Genomic DNA, 15,483 nt, shown 5'->3' on the forward strand with positions numbered 1-15,483 from the left:
ATGCCGGTGTGTCCCGAATGCGGAACGGCCAACGCGGAAGGCGACGACTTCTGCGGCAACTGCGGTGCCTACCTGGGGTGGTCGCACCGCCCAGCCGCCCCGCCGGCGTCGAAGCCCGAGCCGGCGCCCGCGCCGGCGGCGGTGGCGGCGGAGCCCGAGCCTGCGCCCCACCCCGCGCCCGAACCTGCTGCGCCGGAGCCCGAGCCGGCTGCGCCCGACACCTCGCGCAGCTGGCGGAACGTCTCCCGGCGGGTCACCAGCCGCAGCAGGCGCACCCAGCCGCCCGCGGTCCCGCAGCCCGCCGCCCCGGAGCCGCCCGCCGCCGAGACCTCGCGCTCGACCGCCACCCCGGCAGCGCCCGTAGCGGCTCCCGTACCGGCTCCCGCAACGGGACCCAAGCCCGAACCCAAGCCCGAACCGAAGCCCGAACCGAAGCCCGAACCCAGGCGGGACCCCGAGCCCGCCCCCAAGCCGGAGCCGGCACCCGAACCGCCCGCCGCAGCGCGGGCCGACCCGGTGGCGGTGCAGCCCGCCAAGCCCGTCGCGCCGCGCCCCGTCGTCCGGGCCTCCGCCGTCGAGGAGGCCCAGGACGGCCCGCCCTGCCCCCGCTGCGGCACGCCCAACCTGCCCGAGCGCCGGTTCTGCCGCCGCTGCGCGGCACCGCTGACCGTCACCGCCCCCGCCCCCGAGCTGCCCTGGTGGCGTACCCGGTGGCCGTTCCGGCGCCGGGTGCGGATCGGCGGCTCGGGCAACGCGCTGCGCCGCATCATCGCGCTGATCGTGCTGCTCGCGCTGGTGGCGGCCGGGATCCTGCTGTACCCGCTCGGCAAGAACGCCTACCAGGACGTGCTGGACAAGCTGGGCAGCACCGCACCGGTCTCGCCCTCGGCTACCACGGCGAGCGCCGCGGTCGAGGGCCATCCCGCGAGCGCGGCCGACGACGGGCTCTCCAACACCTACTGGGGCGCGCCCGCGATCGGGGACTCCATCAGCTTCACCTTCCGCACCCCGTTCCGGCTGGTGGACCTGATCGTCCACACCGGCGGCTCCGCCGACCCGGAGGAGTTCCGCCGGCAGGCCCGCCCGCTGGTGCTCGCCCTGGAGGTGACGGCCTCGGACGGGGAGGTGCACCGCAAGCAGATCACGCTCAACGACCAGCCGGGCCCGCAGACCGTGGCGACCGGGATCAGCGACGTCGCCCAGGTGAAGCTGACCGTCCGTGAGGCGGCGGGCACCGGCCCGGGCCGCACCATCGCGCTGGCCGAGGTGGAGTTCTTCAAGCGGACGTGAAGGGCGCTCCCCGGAGCCGGTCGCGTTCGGTGGGGGCCGGCCGCTCGGGGGGTTCCTTCTCCCCCGGTGCGGGGGGCGTCGAAGGCGCGGCAGGTCAGGAGGCGGGCTGGTCGTGAGTCGAGCAGTGGATGCCGCCGCCGCCGGAGGCGATGGTGTCGATCTGCACGGGGACGATCTCGCGGTCCGGGAACTGGTCCCTGAAGACGTCCTGGGCGTGCCCGTCGGCCTTGGCGTCGCCGAACAGCGGTAGGTAGACGCCCTTGTTGCCGATGTAGAAGTTCATGTACGAGGAGACGAAGGCGTCGCCGCGGCCGGTGATCCGGTCCGGGTCGGGCTGGCTGATCTCGATCACCTTGAGCTTCTTGCCGGTGGCGTCGGTGGCATCCGCCAGCACGGCCCGGGCCTGGTCGGCGGAGCGGGACCAGACGTCCGCGGGCATGCCGGGGAAGGCCCGGTCCAGGAAGACCACGCCGGGGGCGGCGAAGCGGGCCAGGCAGTCCACGTGGGCGTCGGTGATGTCCTTGCCCCTGACGCCGGCCAGCCAGATCACCTTGGTGACGCCCAGCGCCTGCTTGAGCTCGGCCTCGATCTGGTCGCGGTCGCGCCCCGGGTTGCGGTTGGCGTTGACGATCGAGCTCTCGGTGACCATCAGGGTGCCCTGGCCGTCGGTCTCGAAGGAGCCGCCCTCGGCGACCAGTCGGGTCGCGACCCGCTCGATCCCGAACGTGTCCAGCACGGCCCGGGCGATCCGGGCGTCGCTGTCGTGCTGCTGCTTGCCGCCCCAGCCGCTGAAGTTGAAGTCGACGCCCTTGACCTTGCCGCCCTCCTCGACGAACACCGGGACGGTGTCGCGAGCCCACAGGTCGTCCACCGGGACGGACAGCAGCTCGACGTCCTTGCCGCAGGCGTTGCGGGCCGAGTCCTCCTGACCGGGGCGCACCAGCAGGACCAGCGGCTCGCGCCCGCCGATGGCCCGGGCCACCGAGGCGATGTCCCGGCGGACGGCCCCGAGCTGCTCACCCCAGACGTTCTCGGAGGCCGGCCAGGCCATGAAGGTCCGCTCGTGCTTCTCCCACTCGCCGCCGAGCCGGCGTCCGCGGGCCGGGGCGGGCGCGTCGGGCGCCGCGGAGGCGTCGGCGGACGGCCGGCCGGAGGTGGCGGCGGAGGACGGGGCGGCGGGCTCCGCCGGATCCTCGGTGGCCGCGCAGGCGGTCGCGCCGGTCGCGATCAGACCGGCGCCGGCGAGGGAACGCAGCACCGTGCGGCGCGCGAGGGAGGACTGGAACACGGTGGACTCCGGTGGGGCCGAGGGTGGATCGTCCGGTGCGGCGGGGCTCGCGGAGTGCGCGCGGCACCGGTCGGCAGCGGGCGCAGTCGCCCGGCCTGTCGGGAACTGCACTCTCGCATTGACTGAAAAATCAGTCAAGCTTCAGGGGTGAAGCCACCCGAACCACCCCGAGCCGACCCGGGCCGCCCCCCGACCGGTCAGCCGTTGCGGCGGTACCGGTCAGCCGTTGCGGCGGTAGCGGTCCAGCGACACCCTGACCGGCCCGTCGCCGCCCGCGGTCGACAGCACCCGCACCACGGCCAGCTCCCTGCCGTCCGCGGACCGGACACAGAAGGCGCCGCGCGCGCCGACCGCGCTGAACGGCACCCGGGTGGTGGGGTGGCTGCCGAGCCCCTGGAGGCACTCGGCGACGCCGAGGCCGGCGTCCCGGCCGATGTAGGAGTCGGCGTTCTCCGGCACGAAGAACTCGCTGTCGCTGCGCCCCAGGTACCAGTTCACGCTCTCGGTCGGCACCACCGTGCCCGAGGCCAGGTCGAACTCGTAGCCGGGGTCCGCCGAGGTGAGCTCGACGGACCGGTAGTCGGCCGTGTAGCCGGCGGCGGGCCCCGGCGCGGGGCGGGTCGGTGCGGGCGTGGTGGGGCGTGCGGTGCCCGACGGTCCGGCGGGCGTCGGCGCGGCCGCAGGCGTGCCGGGCGCGGGGGAGCCGGACACCGGGGTCCCGGCCGTCGCCGCCTCCACCTGGTCCGGGTCGTCGAGCACGAACACCGCGGCCGCGGCGCCGACGGCCAGGGCGGCGACGGCGACCAGCGCGGTGCGCCCGCGGACCCGTCCGGGCCGCGTCGGCGCGGGGGTCGCGGCAGGAACGGCAGGGACGGCAGGGACAGCCGGCGCAGCGGGTGCGGCCGGTGCGGCCGCGAGCACGGTCGGCGTCGGGCTCGCCGCCGGCGCGAGCATCGTCGGGGCCGAGTTCAGCCCGGGCCCGGCAGCCTCGGCGGGCATCTGCGGCAGGTCGGCGTGCCGGGTGAGCTGGCTGGTCAGCGGCTGCGGCAGCCAGTCCTCGCCGAACCTGAGGCGTCCGCCCACCGCGGGGTGGCCGGCGGCCGCGGCGATCACCTCGGCGGTGGTCGGCCGGTCCTCGGGGCGCTTGGCCAGGCAGCGCCGGAGCAGGTCGCGCAGGCCCTCCGGCACCCGGTCGAGGTCGGGCTCCTCGTGGACGGTCCGGTAGAGCGTCGCGGGGTGCGGGCCGTCACCGAAGGGCGGGGCCCCGCCGGCGACGTGGACGGCGAGCGCGCCGAGGGCGTGGACGTCGGTGGCCGGGGTTGCGGGCTGCCCCATGGCCTGCTCGGGGGCCATGTAGGCGGGGGAGCCGATCTGCAGCCCGGTGCCGGTCAGGGCGACGGCGTCGGCCGCCCGGGCGATGCCGAAGTCGATCACCCGGGGGCCGTCGGCGGCGATCAGCACATTGCCGGGCTTGAGGTCGCGGTGCACCACCCCGCTGGCGTGGATCGCCTGGAGCGCCTCGGCGATCCCGGCCACCAGCAGCAGCACGGTGCGTTCCGGGAGCGGGCCGTACCGCTGCACCACCTGCTGGAGCGAGGGGCCGGGCACGTAGGCGGTGGCGAGCCAGGGGGTGGCGGCGTCCGGGTCGGCGTCGACCAGCTGGGCGGTGAACAGTCCGTGGATGAGCCGGGCGCTGGCCACCTCCTGGGCGAACCGGGCCCGGAAGTCGGGGTCCCCGGCCAGCTCGGGGCGCACCACCTTGAGCGCCACCGGGCGGCCGCCCGGGGTGTACGCGAGGTAGACCCGGCCCATGCCGCCGGCACCGAGTCGCGCGTACAGCAGGTGGCCGCCGACCTCGCGCGGGTCGTCCGCGGTCAGCGCCTGGAAGACCGGCTGGAGGGCGAAGGGGGAGCGGTCAGCGGACATGGGGCGGCCTCTCTCGGCGGACAAGGAGGAGTGGGGGCGACCGGAATCGGCGTCCACGGGCGGCCGCGGCGCGGTGCGGCACGGACGGCTCCGCGAAGTTTAGAGGTTCCATCAGGGCAAGGTGCAGCGGGCCCGGTGCCGAGCCGGTGAAAGCCGGGTGGGGGCGGCGTTCCGGCCGTTCGGCGTGGGGGCGGATGGCGCGGGAGGAGCGCTTCGGTCAGTTGACTGAATTTTCGGTTTGATGGAAGTGTAGGGCAGTACCAAGACCGACTGCCCCGTCGACCGCTACCGCCCCGGGCCGATCGCGTCGCAGCGGGACGGCTGGGTCAGTCCGCGGCGGGCCGCCGGCGAGCGAGGGCGGCGGTACCACCGGGTGATTGGTCGAGCGGGGGCCATTGCGCCAGGCGGAGCAGGGACAGGGCGTGGAGCAGGTCGTGGGTGTGGGCCAGCACGAAGCCCCGAGGGTCGGTGAGCTCCCAGTCGCCGACGGCGGGGGCGGGGCTGGCGCTGCCCAGCGGGCGGGGATTGGTGATGTCGGTGCGGTCGTGGATCTGGATGATGCCGTCGACCGCGGCGGCGGTGTAGGTGCGGCCCATGCACTTGATGGCCACCGGGCAGGAGGTGAGCTCGTCGATGCCGATGGTCCGGGTGATCGTTTCGAGCCGGCCCGGATCTCCGGGCAGCTGGTCCGACATGGTCGTACAACTCTCAGCGAGTGCCTGTGTTCTCTCGGTCACCTTACTCGCAGGTGCATGCGCCTTCCCCTTGTTTCGCAACCGTGCGCATCCTTGACCCTGCCTGACAACGACGTCGGACCGCGGGGGGACTCATGGACGACCAGGATGTGCTCGACGAGGTGTCCCGAGCCGCCCGGCAGGCATCCGCCACCGGCACCGTCGCCTCCTACATCCCGGCACTGGCCCGGGTCGACCCCGCCGCCTTCGGGTTCGCGATCGCCCACGCCGCCGGCCCCGGACCGGTCCGCGGCACGGGGGACTGGCGGGTGCCGTTCTCCATCCAGTCCCTCTCCAAGGTCTTCGCGCTCGCGCTGGTCCTGGCGGCGGACGGCGACACGCTGTGGCAGCGCGTCGGCAAGGAGCCCTCCGGATCCCCGTTCAACTCCCTGGCCCAGCTGGAGCGTGAGCGCGGCATCCCGCGCAACCCCTTCGTCAACGCCGGTGCCCTGGTGGTCACCGACCGCCTGCAGAGCCTGACCGGGGATGCCAGCGGAGCCCTGCGGGAGTTCCTCCGCGCCGAGAGCGGCAACCCCGCCCTCGACTTCGATTCCCGCATCGCCCGCTCGGAACGGCGCCACGGGCACCGCAACGCCGCCCTCGCCCACCTGCTGGCCGACCACGGCAAGCTCGCCAACCCGGTCAGGACCGTGCTGCACCACTACACCCAGCAGTGCTCCATCGCCATGACCTGTCAGGACCTCGCCCTGGCCACCTGTCTGTTGGCCCGGCACGGAATCCGTGCCGACGCCACCCGTCTGCTCACCCGCAGCGAGGCCAAGCGCATCAACGCCGTCATGCTGGTCGGCGGCACGTACGACGCGGCCGGCGAGTTCGCCCACCGCGTGGGACTGCCCGCCAAGAGCGGTGTCGGCGGCGGCATCATCGCCGTCGTCCCCGGTCGCTGCGGCCTGTGTGCCTGGGGCCCGGCCCTGGACGGCCACGGCAACTCCGTGGCCGGGATCGCCGCCCTCGACGCCTTCACCACCCTCACCGGCTGGTCCGTGTTCTGACCTTCCCGGTCCGGGCAGGGGCGCCGGCGGCGCGTCCCGGCATCGAACCCGGGGCCCACGCGCCCGTGGTCGGGGTCAGGCCCGGATGTCGGGCTCCGCGCCGAGGGCGGCCGCGCAAGCCTGGAGGTCCCGCAGCGCGGTGTGCGCGATCTCGGCATAGGGCTGCTGGTTCTCCGGTGTCGCCCAGCGTGCGAAGGCGGTACCGAAGGCGAGGATGCCCAGCTCGGCGGCCAGGCGTGCGGTGGTGTCGTCGGCTCCACGGGCCCGGAGGGCGTCGGCGACGGCGGAGCAGAGGCCGGCGCGTTTGAGCAGTTCGCGTTCCTGCAGTTCGCTGTTGGCGGCGATGATCGCCCGCCGCTGAAGGGCGAGACCGTGGCGGGCGGAAGTGAACGCGGGAGCGGCGGATTCCAGTGCGGCGGCGAGACAGGCGCCGATCGTCGCCGAGGGTGCGGTGGCCCGGATCGCCTCGCTGAAGCGGTCCGCCAGCGCGTTCTGCCCGCCGAACAGCACCTCCCGCTTGTCGGCGTAGTGCCGGAAGAAGGTGCTCTTGCTGAGCCCTGCGCGGTCCGCGATCTCGGCGACGGTCGTGGCGTCGTACCCGTGCTCGGTGAACAGCGCGAGTGCGGCCCTCTCCAGGCGTTCGCGCGCGTTCGGTTCCCATCTGGCCATGGGCACATCCTAAGTGATGACACCGAGTCCCATCACGGCTACTGTGGAAGTGATGGGACCAAGTCCCATCACTTGTCCGAGCCCTGCCCGCCCCTCTCCCCAGGGAGTCACCATGCGCGTCTTCATCACCGGTGGAACCGGCCTCATCGGCACGGCCGTCGTCGCCGAACTGCTCGCCGCGGGACACTCGGTCACCGCCCTCGCCCGCTCCGACACCTCTGCGGCGCACGCCGAGGCGGCCGGCGCCGAGGTGGTCAGCGGCGCACTCGCCGACCTCGCCGTGCTGCGAGCCGGCGCCGAGCGGGCCGACGGCGTCATCCACCTCGCCTTCAGCAACGACTTCAGCTTGCCCGAGGCCCTGGCCCAGGGCGTCGCCGAGGAGGCCGCCGCGCTCGCGACGCTCGGCGACGCCCTCGTCGGCACGGACCGCCCGCTCGTCACCGTGGCCGGTACCCCCCGCCTGCCGGGGCGGGCCTCCACCGAGGCCGACGCCCTGCCGACCGAGGGACCGGTCGCCGGCCGCAGCCGGTCGGTGACCCGCGCGCTCGACCTCGCCTCCCGCGGCGTACGCAGCTCGGCGGTACGGCTTCCGCGCACGGTCCACAACGAGGGCCGGGGCGGGTTCGCCGGGCTGCTCACCGACATCGCCCGCCGCACCGGCGTCGCCGGCTACCCCTCGGACGGCGCGCAGCGCTGGCCGGCCGTCCACGCGCGGGACGCCGCCGTGCTGTTCCGGCTCGCCCTGGAGCAGGCCCCGGCCGGAAGCTCCTGGCACGCCGTCGCCGACGAGGGCGACGCGGTCCGCGACATCGCCGCGGTCATCGGCCGACGGCTCGGCCTGCCCGTCGAGTCGGTACCGCAGGAGAACTTCGGCACCCTCGGCCCGATCTTCGCGGCCGACCAGCCCGCCTCCAGCGTCCACACCCGCGCCACCCTCGGCTGGCAGCCGACCCACCCGAGCCTGCTCGCTGACCTGGAGAACATCGAACCCTGAGCCGCGCCCGGACAGCCCCGGCGCCCGACCGCCGCCCGACCGCCGCCCGACCGGGCCTCACCGCCCGGGCCTCACCGCCCGGGGCGGGCCGCGGTGGTGAGGGCGAGGGTCGGTACGAGTCCGCCGCCCGGGTTGTCGCCGACGGACCGGGCGCCGCCGCCGGCCGTACTCAACCGGCCTGCGGCGGAAGCCAGTTCGGCGGTGCCGCCCGGTCCGGTGAGCAGCCGGTGCTCGGCCTCGCCGGCCAGGTCCGGCCCGCGGCCGGCGACCTGGACCAGGATCCGGTCGGGCGCTCCCGGTCAGCCGACGGCCGGGATGTCGTGGGTGGCGCAGTGGATGCCGCCGCCGCCCGCCGCGATCGCGTCGATCTTCACCGGGACGATCTCCCGCCCCGGGAAGTACTGCTTGAGGACCTGCTGGGCGCGCTCGTCGGCCCGGGCGTCGCCGAACCTGGGCAGGTAGACGCCCTTGGAGCCGACGTAGAAGTTCATGTACGAGGAGACGAAGGCGTCGCCGCGCCCGGTGATCCGGTCCGGGTCCGGCTGCTGGAGCTCGATCACCTGGAGCTTCCCGCCGGTCGCGTCGGTGGCGCTCTTGAGGACGCCGCGGGCCTGGTCGGCCGCGCGGGACCAGACGTCCGCCGGGCCGCCGGGGAAGGACTGGTCGAGCAGGACGATGCCGGGGGCGACGAAGCGGGCCAGGCAGTCGACGTGGGCGTCGGTGATGTCCTTGCCCTTGACGCCGGCCAGCCAGATCACCTTGGTCACGCCGAGCGCCTTCTTCAGCTCGGCCTCGACCTGGTCCCGGTTCATCCCCGGGTTGCGGTTCTCGTTGACGACGGAACTCTCGGTGACCATCAGGGTGCCCCGGCCGTCGGTCTCGAAGGAGCCGCCCTCGGCGACCAGCGGGGTCTCGACGCGCTCGACGCCGAACTTGGCCAGCACCGCCCGGGCGATCCTGGAGTCGTTGGTGTGCTGCTGCTTGTTGCCCCAGCCGTTGAAGTTGAAGTCGACGCCCTTGACCTTGCCGCCCTCCTCGACGAACACCGGCAGGGTGTCGCGGGCCCACAGGTCGTCGACGGCCACCGGCACGACCTCGACGGCGGAGCCGCAGGCCTTCTGGGCGGCGTCCTTCTGCTCCGGACGGGCCATCAGGACGACGGGTTCGCGGGCGGCGATGGCCTGGGCGAGACCGGCGATGTCCCGGCGGACCTCGGGGAGTTGCTCGCCCCAGACGGTCTCGGAGGCGGGCCAGGACATCACCGTGCGCTGGTGCTTCTCCCACTCGGCGCCGAAGCGCCGGGCGCCGGGGGCGCCGGGCTGCTGGGACGGCGGCACGGCGCCGTCGGTGCCGCCGAGGCCGTCGGGGTCGTCGGGGTCGCAGGCGGTGAGGCCGAGGGTGAGGACGCCGACTCCGGCGCCGGCACCGGCGATGGAGCGGATCATGCTGCGGCGGGACATGGCGTTGGTCATAAGGGCTCTCCGGGCGGGCTTCGAGGGTGGTCCGGGAACGAGAACTGGTGCGGTGGCTTCGGCTTCGGCCACGGCGGCGGTGGCGGCCGGGACTTCGGCTACGGCAGCGGCTCGTGCATGGTCGAGCAGTGGATGCCGCCGCCTCCGGTCATCAGCCGGTCGACGTCGAGCTGGACGACGTGCCGGCCGGGGAAGGCGGCGGCGAGTGCGTCCCGCGCGGCGGCGTCCTTGTAGGCGTCGCCGAACTGGGCGGTGATGACCCCGCCGTTGACGAGCACGAAGTTGAGGTAGGAGTCGACGAACTTGGAGCTGCGGGAGCGGACGGTGTCCGGGCCGTGCACGGGGATGACCTGGAGCCGGCGGCCGCGGGCGTCGGTCGCGGCGGAGAGGATGGCGAACTGCTCGCGGGCGTCGCGCGCCCAGGAGTCGTTGCGGTCGGCCGGCGGCAGCTGGACCATCACCACGCCGGGCCGGATGAACCGGGAGGTGACGTCGACGTGGTCGTCGGTGATGTCCTCGCCCTTGATGCCGGGCAGCCAGATCATCTTGTCCGCGCCGTAGGCCTCCAGGACGGCGTCCTCGATCTCGTCCCGGCTCATGCCGCGGTTGCGGTTCTTGTTGACCAGGCTGCTCTCGGTGGCCATCACGGTGCCGTCGCCGTCGGTCTCGACCGCCCCGCCCTCGCCGACGAAGTCCGCGTAGGAGTGCCGCAGTCCGCGGTGGGCGGCGATGCGCTCGGCGGCCCGGGCGTCGTCGTGGTGGACCTGCTTGTTGCCCCAGCCGTTGAAGTTGAGGACGACGGCCTCCAGGCCGCCGTAGCCGTCCCGGCGGAACACCGGGGCGATGTCGCGCATCCACAGGTCGTCGGTGGGGATCGCGGTGATCACCTCGACGGTGGGGCCGCACCAGGAGCGGGCCTTGCCCGCGGTGTAGTCGTCCGGGGCGCACATGACCACCGGCTCGAACTGGGCGATGGTGCGGGCGATCAGGGCGATGTCCTCCTGGACGCCGCCCAGCCGCAGCCCCCACACACCCCGGCGGGAGGGCCAGGACATCCAGGTCCGCGCGTGCGGGACGTCGTCGGCAGGCACCCAGGGGCCGGACTCGTCGGAGTGGTCGTCGTGGTAGTGGCTCACGGAAGTCTCCTGATCGTGCGAGGGTGCGCAGGTGCCGTTCGCGCCGCGGCCCTCGGGCCGGTCCGCCGCTCGCGGCGGTCCGCGGATCGGGGCGGGGCCGCGGCCGTCTCCACTTTCCGCGTCACGGCGCGTGGGCGCACAGCGGGACCGACCGGACGGCCGGGATGGACGGCCGGGGCGGGCAGCGCCTGCTGTCACCAGCAGCGTCGCACTGACTGAAAAGTCAGTCAAGTCAGGGCAAAGAACGTGACTCCTGCCGCAGGAGCGGTCACGGAACGCGCCGTCCGGGGCCCTGGCCGGGCTGGTCCGGGCCCGGTTCGGACCCGGTTCGGACCCGGTTCGGACCCGGTTCGGGTCCGGTTCAGGCGTCGAGCCGGGCGATCTCGGTGTCGATCGCCTCGGCCATCAGGATGCGGGCGTGGGTGACCGGCAGGCTGCCGCTGAGCCAGCGGGTGCTGAGGCCCTCGAGCAGTGCGGTGAGGCGCTCGGCGGCGCCGGCCAGCGCCATCGCGGAGGCCGTCGGCCGGACCATGCCGAGCAGTCCGGCGGTCTCCTGGACCCAGAGGCGGGTGGCGCGGGCGAGGTCCTCGCGCAGGGTCTCGTCGAAGACGGCGCTGGCGCGCAACTCCCCCCAGGCGGTGCTGTTCTCCCGGACCGTGACGGTGTCCTGGAGTTCGAGGAGCAGGGTCTGCTCCAGCTCCTCGCGCGCGGTCGGCGGCGGGGCGTCGTCGGGGCGGTCGGTGGTGTAGCCCTCGGCCCGGTCGCTGATGAACTCCAGGGTGCTCCGCAGAATGCCGGTGCGGTCCTTGAAGTGGTAGTAGACGAGCGCGGTGGACACGCCGGCCTCGGCGGCGAGCTCCTCCACGCGCAGTCCGCGCACGCCGCGTCGGGCGATCACCCGTGCGGCTGCTTGCAGGATCGATGTTCGACGACTGGCCATGGGTCGCCACCCTACCCGGCCGCCGGGCCGCGCGACGGCTCGCCCTGATCGGTCGGTCAGTCGTCCGTGATCCCGCCCCGGGGCCGACATGGGCGACGTGGAGCGCGGGGTGCGCGGGGTGCGCGGGGTGCGCGACAAATGTTGATACTTCAACTACTGTGGGATCGAGATCGCGGCCCGGACCCCGGGCGGCGGGACCCGGCGCCGTACCCGTGCGCCGGAGTCGGCCACGCCCTTGCAGGAGGAACGATGGAACAGCTCGTCAGCGACAACGCCGAGAAGTCCCGCTTCGAGATCCAGGACGACGGCGAGCTCGCCGGATTCGCCGAGTACCACCGCTCCGGCGGTGAGATCGCGTTCATCCACACCGAGGTCGACCCCCGCTTCGAGGGCCGCGGGCTGGCCGGCCGGCTGGCGCGGGCCGCGCTGGACGCGGCCCGGGAACAGGGGCTCGCCGTGCTGCCCTACTGCCCCTTCATCCGGGGCTGGATCACCAAGCACCCCGAGTACGCCGACCTGGTGCCCGCCACCCACCGGGCGCGGTTCGGCCTCTGAGTACACCGGGGGCGGACTGTGCGCGGGACGGGCGCGCGGCGGCGCGAGCGGATGGGCTGAGGACACGCCCCTGAGCCGCCGCCGCGGTCGGCCCGTCCGCCCGCGCGGGTTCAGCGCCGCGCCAGCTCCGTGTCGACGGCGCCGCGGAGCAGTCGGCGGGCGTGGTCGAGGCTCAGCGAGCCGCTGAGCCAGCGCACGCTGAGGCCCTCGGTCAGGGCGGTGAGCCGTTCGGCGGCGGCCGCGTGGGCGGGGGCGGTGCCGGCGGGGTCGGCGCGGGCGAGGAGTTCGGCGACGTCGTGCACCCAGGTGTGGGTGGAGCGGGCCAGCTCCTCGCGCAGGTCCGGTTCGAAGACGGCGGTGGCCCGCAACTCGCCCCAGGCGGTGCTGTTCTCGCGGACCTCGGCGGTGTCCTGGAGTTCGCGCAGCAGGATCTGCTCCAGGTCGGTGCGCGGGTCCGCGGCCCGAGTGGCGGGCTGTCGGCCGGCGGAGTTGTGGTCGGCGGTGCAGTGGTCGGCGGTGTAGTGGTCGGCGCGGTCGCTGATGAACTCCAGCGTCCGGCGCAGGGTGCCGGCCCGGTCGGTGAAGTGGTAGTAGATCAGCGCGGTGGACACCCCGGCCTCGGCCGCGAGCTCGCCCATGCGCAGTCCGCGAATGCCGCGTCGGGCGATGACGCGGGTGGCGGCTTCGAGTATCCCTGTCCGACGGTCCGACATGAGCGGTCACTCTACCGGGCTTCGGGCCGTCTCGTTACACAATCCTGACGAAAATTTCAGGAGTTCCTCTCGGAGGCTCCGCAGACCCGACTCTCTGGTCGGTGCGGTGCATCTCCCTGGTGCAGGGTGGCGCAGCAGGGTCGTCGAGGGTGGTCGTGAGGTGGTCGGTGGGCAACTGCGCCCCAGGGGCTTGACTGAATTTTCAGTGCGGTGGAGGATGCGGGGCAACCCCCACACCTCCCACCTCATGCAGGGAGCGTTTCGTGACCACCCCCACCCCCTCAAGAAGAAGCCTGCTCCGGTTCGGCGCGGCCGCCGTGCCGCTGGCCGCCCTCACCGCGGCCTTCCCCGCCCTCGCCCGGGCCGACGACGCCGGGGCCCCCACCGCCACGGCCGCGGGCACGGGCACCGGATCGGCCACCGCCACCCCCCGGCTGCGGATGCCGGCCGAGAGCGACCGGCACGACCGCACGTTCATGGCCTGGCCCGCCCTCTCCTCGATCTGGGGCAACCAGCTCTCAGCGGTCCGCGACGACATCGCCCGGGTCGCCTACGAGATCTCCCGTTACGAGCCGGTCGTCCTGGTCGCCCGTCCCGCCCAGGCCGCGAGCGCCCGGTACTGGTGCGGCCCCGGCAGCAGCTACGGCATCACCGTCGTCGAGATCCCCAACGACGACCTGTGGATCCGCGACTTCGGCCCGACCTTCACGGTCGCGCCCGGCACCGTCGCCGGGGTCGACACCGGCTTCAACGGCTGGGGCAAGGCCGGTACCCCCTACTACCAGCCCTTCGCCGAGGACGCCGCGGTCGCGGCGGGCCTGCTCGCCGAGTACGGCGTCAGCCGCGTCCGCGCCTCCTTCACCGGCGAGGGCGGCGCCCTGGAGACGGACGGCCAGGGCACCCTGCTGGCGACCGTCAGCTCGCTGGTCAACCCGAACCGCAACCCGGGCATGACCCAGGACCAGGTCGAACAGGCCCTGAAGAGCAGCCTCGGGATGGACAAGGTCATCTGGCTGGCCGGCCTGGCCGGCCAGGACATCACCGACGACCACATCGACTGCCTGGCCCGCTTCACCTCCATGGGCCGGGTGATCCTCGACAAGCCCGGCCCCGGCACCGAGCAGATCTGGATCGACGTCTACCAGCAGGCCAAGCAGGTCCTGGAGAGCGCGACCGACGCCCAGGGCCGCGCCCTGACCGTGGTGGAGCTCCCCGGCCCGGACCGCAGCCTGATCCGCGGCCGCGGCAAGGACTTCCTGTCCAGCTACACCAACTTCTACGTCGCCAACGGGGCGGTGTTCGTGCCCCAGTTCGGCGACGGCTACGCCGACGACCTGGCCTGCACCGTCCTCCAGGCCGAGTTCCCGGGCCGCGACGTCGTCCAGATCGACATCGACACCATCGCCTCCGGCGGTGGCGGCATCCACTGCGCCACCCAGTCCCAGCCCGCCGTACCGGCGGCCCGCTGACCCCTCGGCGGCCCGTCCGGTACCCCACGGGGGCGGGCCGCCGAGGCCTCGGCCCAGGCCTGTCCGGCGGATCCCGCCGGGCGCACGACGCCGGACGAGATCCGTCGGACCGGCCTCCCGACGCCGAGCACGCACCACAGCACCGCACCAGTCCCGACCGGAAGAGGAAACCCGTGACGTTCCGAATGCCCGCCGAGTGGACCGAGCACGAGGGCTGCCTGATGGCCTGGCCCGTACGGCCGGACCTGTGGGGCGACACCCTGGACGAGGTGAAGCGCGAGTACGCGGCGGTCGCCGACGCCATCACCGAGTTCGAGCCGGTCACCATGGTGGCGCCGCCCGGCCACGGCGACGAGGCCCGCGCGCTCTGCGGCGAGGGCGTCACCGTGGTCGAACTCCCGCTGGACGACTCCTGGTTCCGCGACAGCGCGCCGATCTTCGTGCTGGACGGCGACGGCCGCCGGGCCGGCGTCGACTTCCGCTTCAACGCCTGGGGCCGCAAGCACCACCCCTGGGACGCCGACGACCGGATCAGCGCCCTGCTGCTGGACCACCTCGGCGTGCCCGCCGTCCGCTCCGAGATGATCCTCGAAGGCGGCGCCGTCACCGTCGACGGCGAGGGCACCCTGATCACCACCGAGCAGTGCCTGCTCCACCCCAACCGCAACCCGGACTTGGGCCGCGAGGAGATCGAGGACGAGCTCAAGGCCCGCCTCGGCGTCACCAAGGTGATCTGGCTTCCCTACGGCGGCGCGCTCGACACCGAGACCGACGGACACGTCGACGGCGTCTGCGCCTTCGTCGCCCCCGGCAAGGTCGTCGTGCAGCTGCCCGCCGACCCCGCGCACCCGGACTACGTGCGGATGCGCGCCAACCGCGCCGTGCTGGAGCACTCCACCGACGCCCAGGGCCGGCCCTTCGACATCGTCGACCTCCCGCAGGCCGCGTTCGTCGAGGTCGACGGCACCCGGGTCGAGGTCGGCTACCTCAACTTCTACCTGGCCAACGGCGGCGTCGTCGTCCCGGTCGCCGACCACCCCGAGGACGAGGGCGCGCTGGCCGTCCTCGCCGCGGCCTGCCCCGACCGCAAGGTGGTCGGCGTGCGCGCCCGGGTGATCGCCTTCGGCGGCGGCGGCGTCCACTGCATCACCCAGCAGATCCCGGCCGTCCGGGCCTGACCCCACCCGGCCCGCACGACCTTCGCCAGCTGCTTCCCCACCCGCGGACGGTACGGCCCGCACCCGTACCGTCCGCACCTCCCGTTCCGCACCGATCGGAAGACCA

Annotated in this window: 14 protein-coding genes and 2 pseudogenes; 7 read left to right on the forward strand and 9 right to left on the reverse strand. The window is 74.0% G+C overall.

Going from position 1 to position 15,483, the window contains the following annotated elements; all coding sequences use genetic code 11:
- Positions 1-45, forward strand: a pseudogene (locus ABTY61_RS36170) (hypothetical protein); the annotation flags it as partial.
- 23 nt (positions 46-68) lie between these two features.
- Here the strand turns inward: ABTY61_RS36170 and ABTY61_RS36175 are convergent.
- On the reverse strand, positions 69-347 hold the full coding sequence (locus ABTY61_RS36175) for a hypothetical protein (RefSeq protein WP_350509454.1): 279 nt from the start codon (positions 345-347) through the stop codon (positions 69-71).
- Between the two features lie 259 nt (positions 348-606).
- On the opposite strand from ABTY61_RS36175, the pseudogene ABTY61_RS36180 reads away from it, so the two are divergent.
- A pseudogene (locus tag ABTY61_RS36180) lies at positions 607-1,290 on the forward strand (NADase-type glycan-binding domain-containing protein); the annotation flags it as partial.
- A 94-nt stretch (positions 1,291-1,384) separates the two neighbouring features.
- Here ABTY61_RS36180 and ABTY61_RS36185 read toward each other — a convergent pair.
- The 3 genes from ABTY61_RS36185 to ABTY61_RS36195 all read right to left on the reverse strand — a co-directional run bounded on the left by ABTY61_RS36185 (position 1,385) and on the right by ABTY61_RS36195 (position 5,199).
- Positions 1,385-2,578, reverse strand: coding sequence for an agmatine deiminase family protein (locus ABTY61_RS36185; protein WP_350509424.1), 1,194 nt, complete (start codon positions 2,576-2,578; stop codon positions 1,385-1,387).
- Positions 2,579-2,797: 219 nt separating this feature from the next.
- Entirely contained in the window at positions 2,798-4,504 is a 1,707-nt protein-coding gene (locus ABTY61_RS36190) for a serine/threonine-protein kinase (protein WP_350509425.1), read from the reverse strand.
- Positions 4,505-4,830: 326 nt separating this feature from the next.
- A complete protein-coding gene (locus tag ABTY61_RS36195) occupies positions 4,831-5,199 on the reverse strand; it encodes a hypothetical protein (RefSeq protein ID WP_350509426.1) in 369 nt (122 codons plus the stop codon).
- A gap of 134 nt (positions 5,200-5,333) precedes the next feature.
- Here ABTY61_RS36195 and ABTY61_RS36200 point away from each other — a divergent pair, with 134 nt between their 5' ends.
- Positions 5,334-6,251: a glutaminase gene (locus tag ABTY61_RS36200; RefSeq protein ID WP_350509427.1), complete on the forward strand. Its 918-nt coding sequence runs from the start codon at positions 5,334-5,336 to the stop codon at positions 6,249-6,251.
- Positions 6,252-6,326: 75 nt separating this feature from the next.
- On the opposite strand, the gene ABTY61_RS36205 is transcribed toward ABTY61_RS36200, so the two are convergent.
- Positions 6,327-6,920 (reverse strand): TetR/AcrR family transcriptional regulator, encoded by a 594-nt coding sequence (locus tag ABTY61_RS36205; RefSeq protein ID WP_350509428.1) that lies wholly within the window; start codon positions 6,918-6,920, stop codon positions 6,327-6,329.
- Between the two features lie 112 nt (positions 6,921-7,032).
- On the opposite strand from ABTY61_RS36205, the gene ABTY61_RS36210 reads away from it, so the two are divergent.
- Complete coding sequence (locus ABTY61_RS36210; RefSeq protein WP_350509429.1) at positions 7,033-7,914, forward strand: SDR family oxidoreductase; 882 nt, start codon at positions 7,033-7,035, stop codon at positions 7,912-7,914.
- A 299-nt stretch (positions 7,915-8,213) separates the two neighbouring features.
- On the opposite strand, the gene ABTY61_RS36215 is transcribed toward ABTY61_RS36210, so the two are convergent.
- The 3 genes from ABTY61_RS36215 to ABTY61_RS36225 form a co-directional block, all read right to left on the reverse strand.
- Entirely contained in the window at positions 8,214-9,386 is a 1,173-nt protein-coding gene (locus tag ABTY61_RS36215) for an agmatine deiminase family protein (protein ID WP_350509430.1), read from the reverse strand.
- A gap of 98 nt (positions 9,387-9,484) precedes the next feature.
- Complete coding sequence (locus ABTY61_RS36220; RefSeq protein WP_350509431.1) at positions 9,485-10,522, reverse strand: agmatine deiminase family protein; 1,038 nt, start codon at positions 10,520-10,522, stop codon at positions 9,485-9,487.
- A 361-nt stretch (positions 10,523-10,883) separates the two neighbouring features.
- On the reverse strand, positions 10,884-11,462 hold the full coding sequence (locus tag ABTY61_RS36225; RefSeq protein WP_350509432.1) for a TetR/AcrR family transcriptional regulator: 579 nt from the start codon (positions 11,460-11,462) through the stop codon (positions 10,884-10,886).
- A 249-nt stretch (positions 11,463-11,711) separates the two neighbouring features.
- Between ABTY61_RS36225 and ABTY61_RS36230 the strand changes: the two genes are divergently transcribed.
- Positions 11,712-12,017, forward strand: a complete 306-nt coding sequence (locus tag ABTY61_RS36230) for a GNAT family N-acetyltransferase (protein ID WP_350509433.1) — start codon at positions 11,712-11,714, stop codon at positions 12,015-12,017.
- 110 nt (positions 12,018-12,127) lie between these two features.
- Here the strand turns inward: ABTY61_RS36230 and ABTY61_RS36235 are convergent, their stop codons facing one another.
- Positions 12,128-12,730, reverse strand: a complete 603-nt coding sequence (locus ABTY61_RS36235; protein WP_350509434.1) for a TetR/AcrR family transcriptional regulator — start codon at positions 12,728-12,730, stop codon at positions 12,128-12,130.
- Between the two features lie 263 nt (positions 12,731-12,993).
- On the opposite strand from ABTY61_RS36235, the gene ABTY61_RS36240 reads away from it, so the two are divergent.
- Positions 12,994-14,199, forward strand: coding sequence for an agmatine deiminase family protein (locus tag ABTY61_RS36240; protein WP_350509435.1), 1,206 nt, complete (start codon positions 12,994-12,996; stop codon positions 14,197-14,199).
- A 173-nt stretch (positions 14,200-14,372) separates the two neighbouring features.
- On the forward strand, positions 14,373-15,377 hold the full coding sequence (locus ABTY61_RS36245) for an agmatine deiminase family protein (RefSeq protein WP_350509436.1): 1,005 nt from the start codon (positions 14,373-14,375) through the stop codon (positions 15,375-15,377).
- The last annotated feature ends 106 nt before the right edge of the window (positions 15,378-15,483 follow it).

The organism is Kitasatospora sp. NPDC096128, from assembly GCF_040303105.1.
Lineage (GTDB): Bacteria > Actinomycetota > Actinomycetes > Streptomycetales > Streptomycetaceae > Kitasatospora.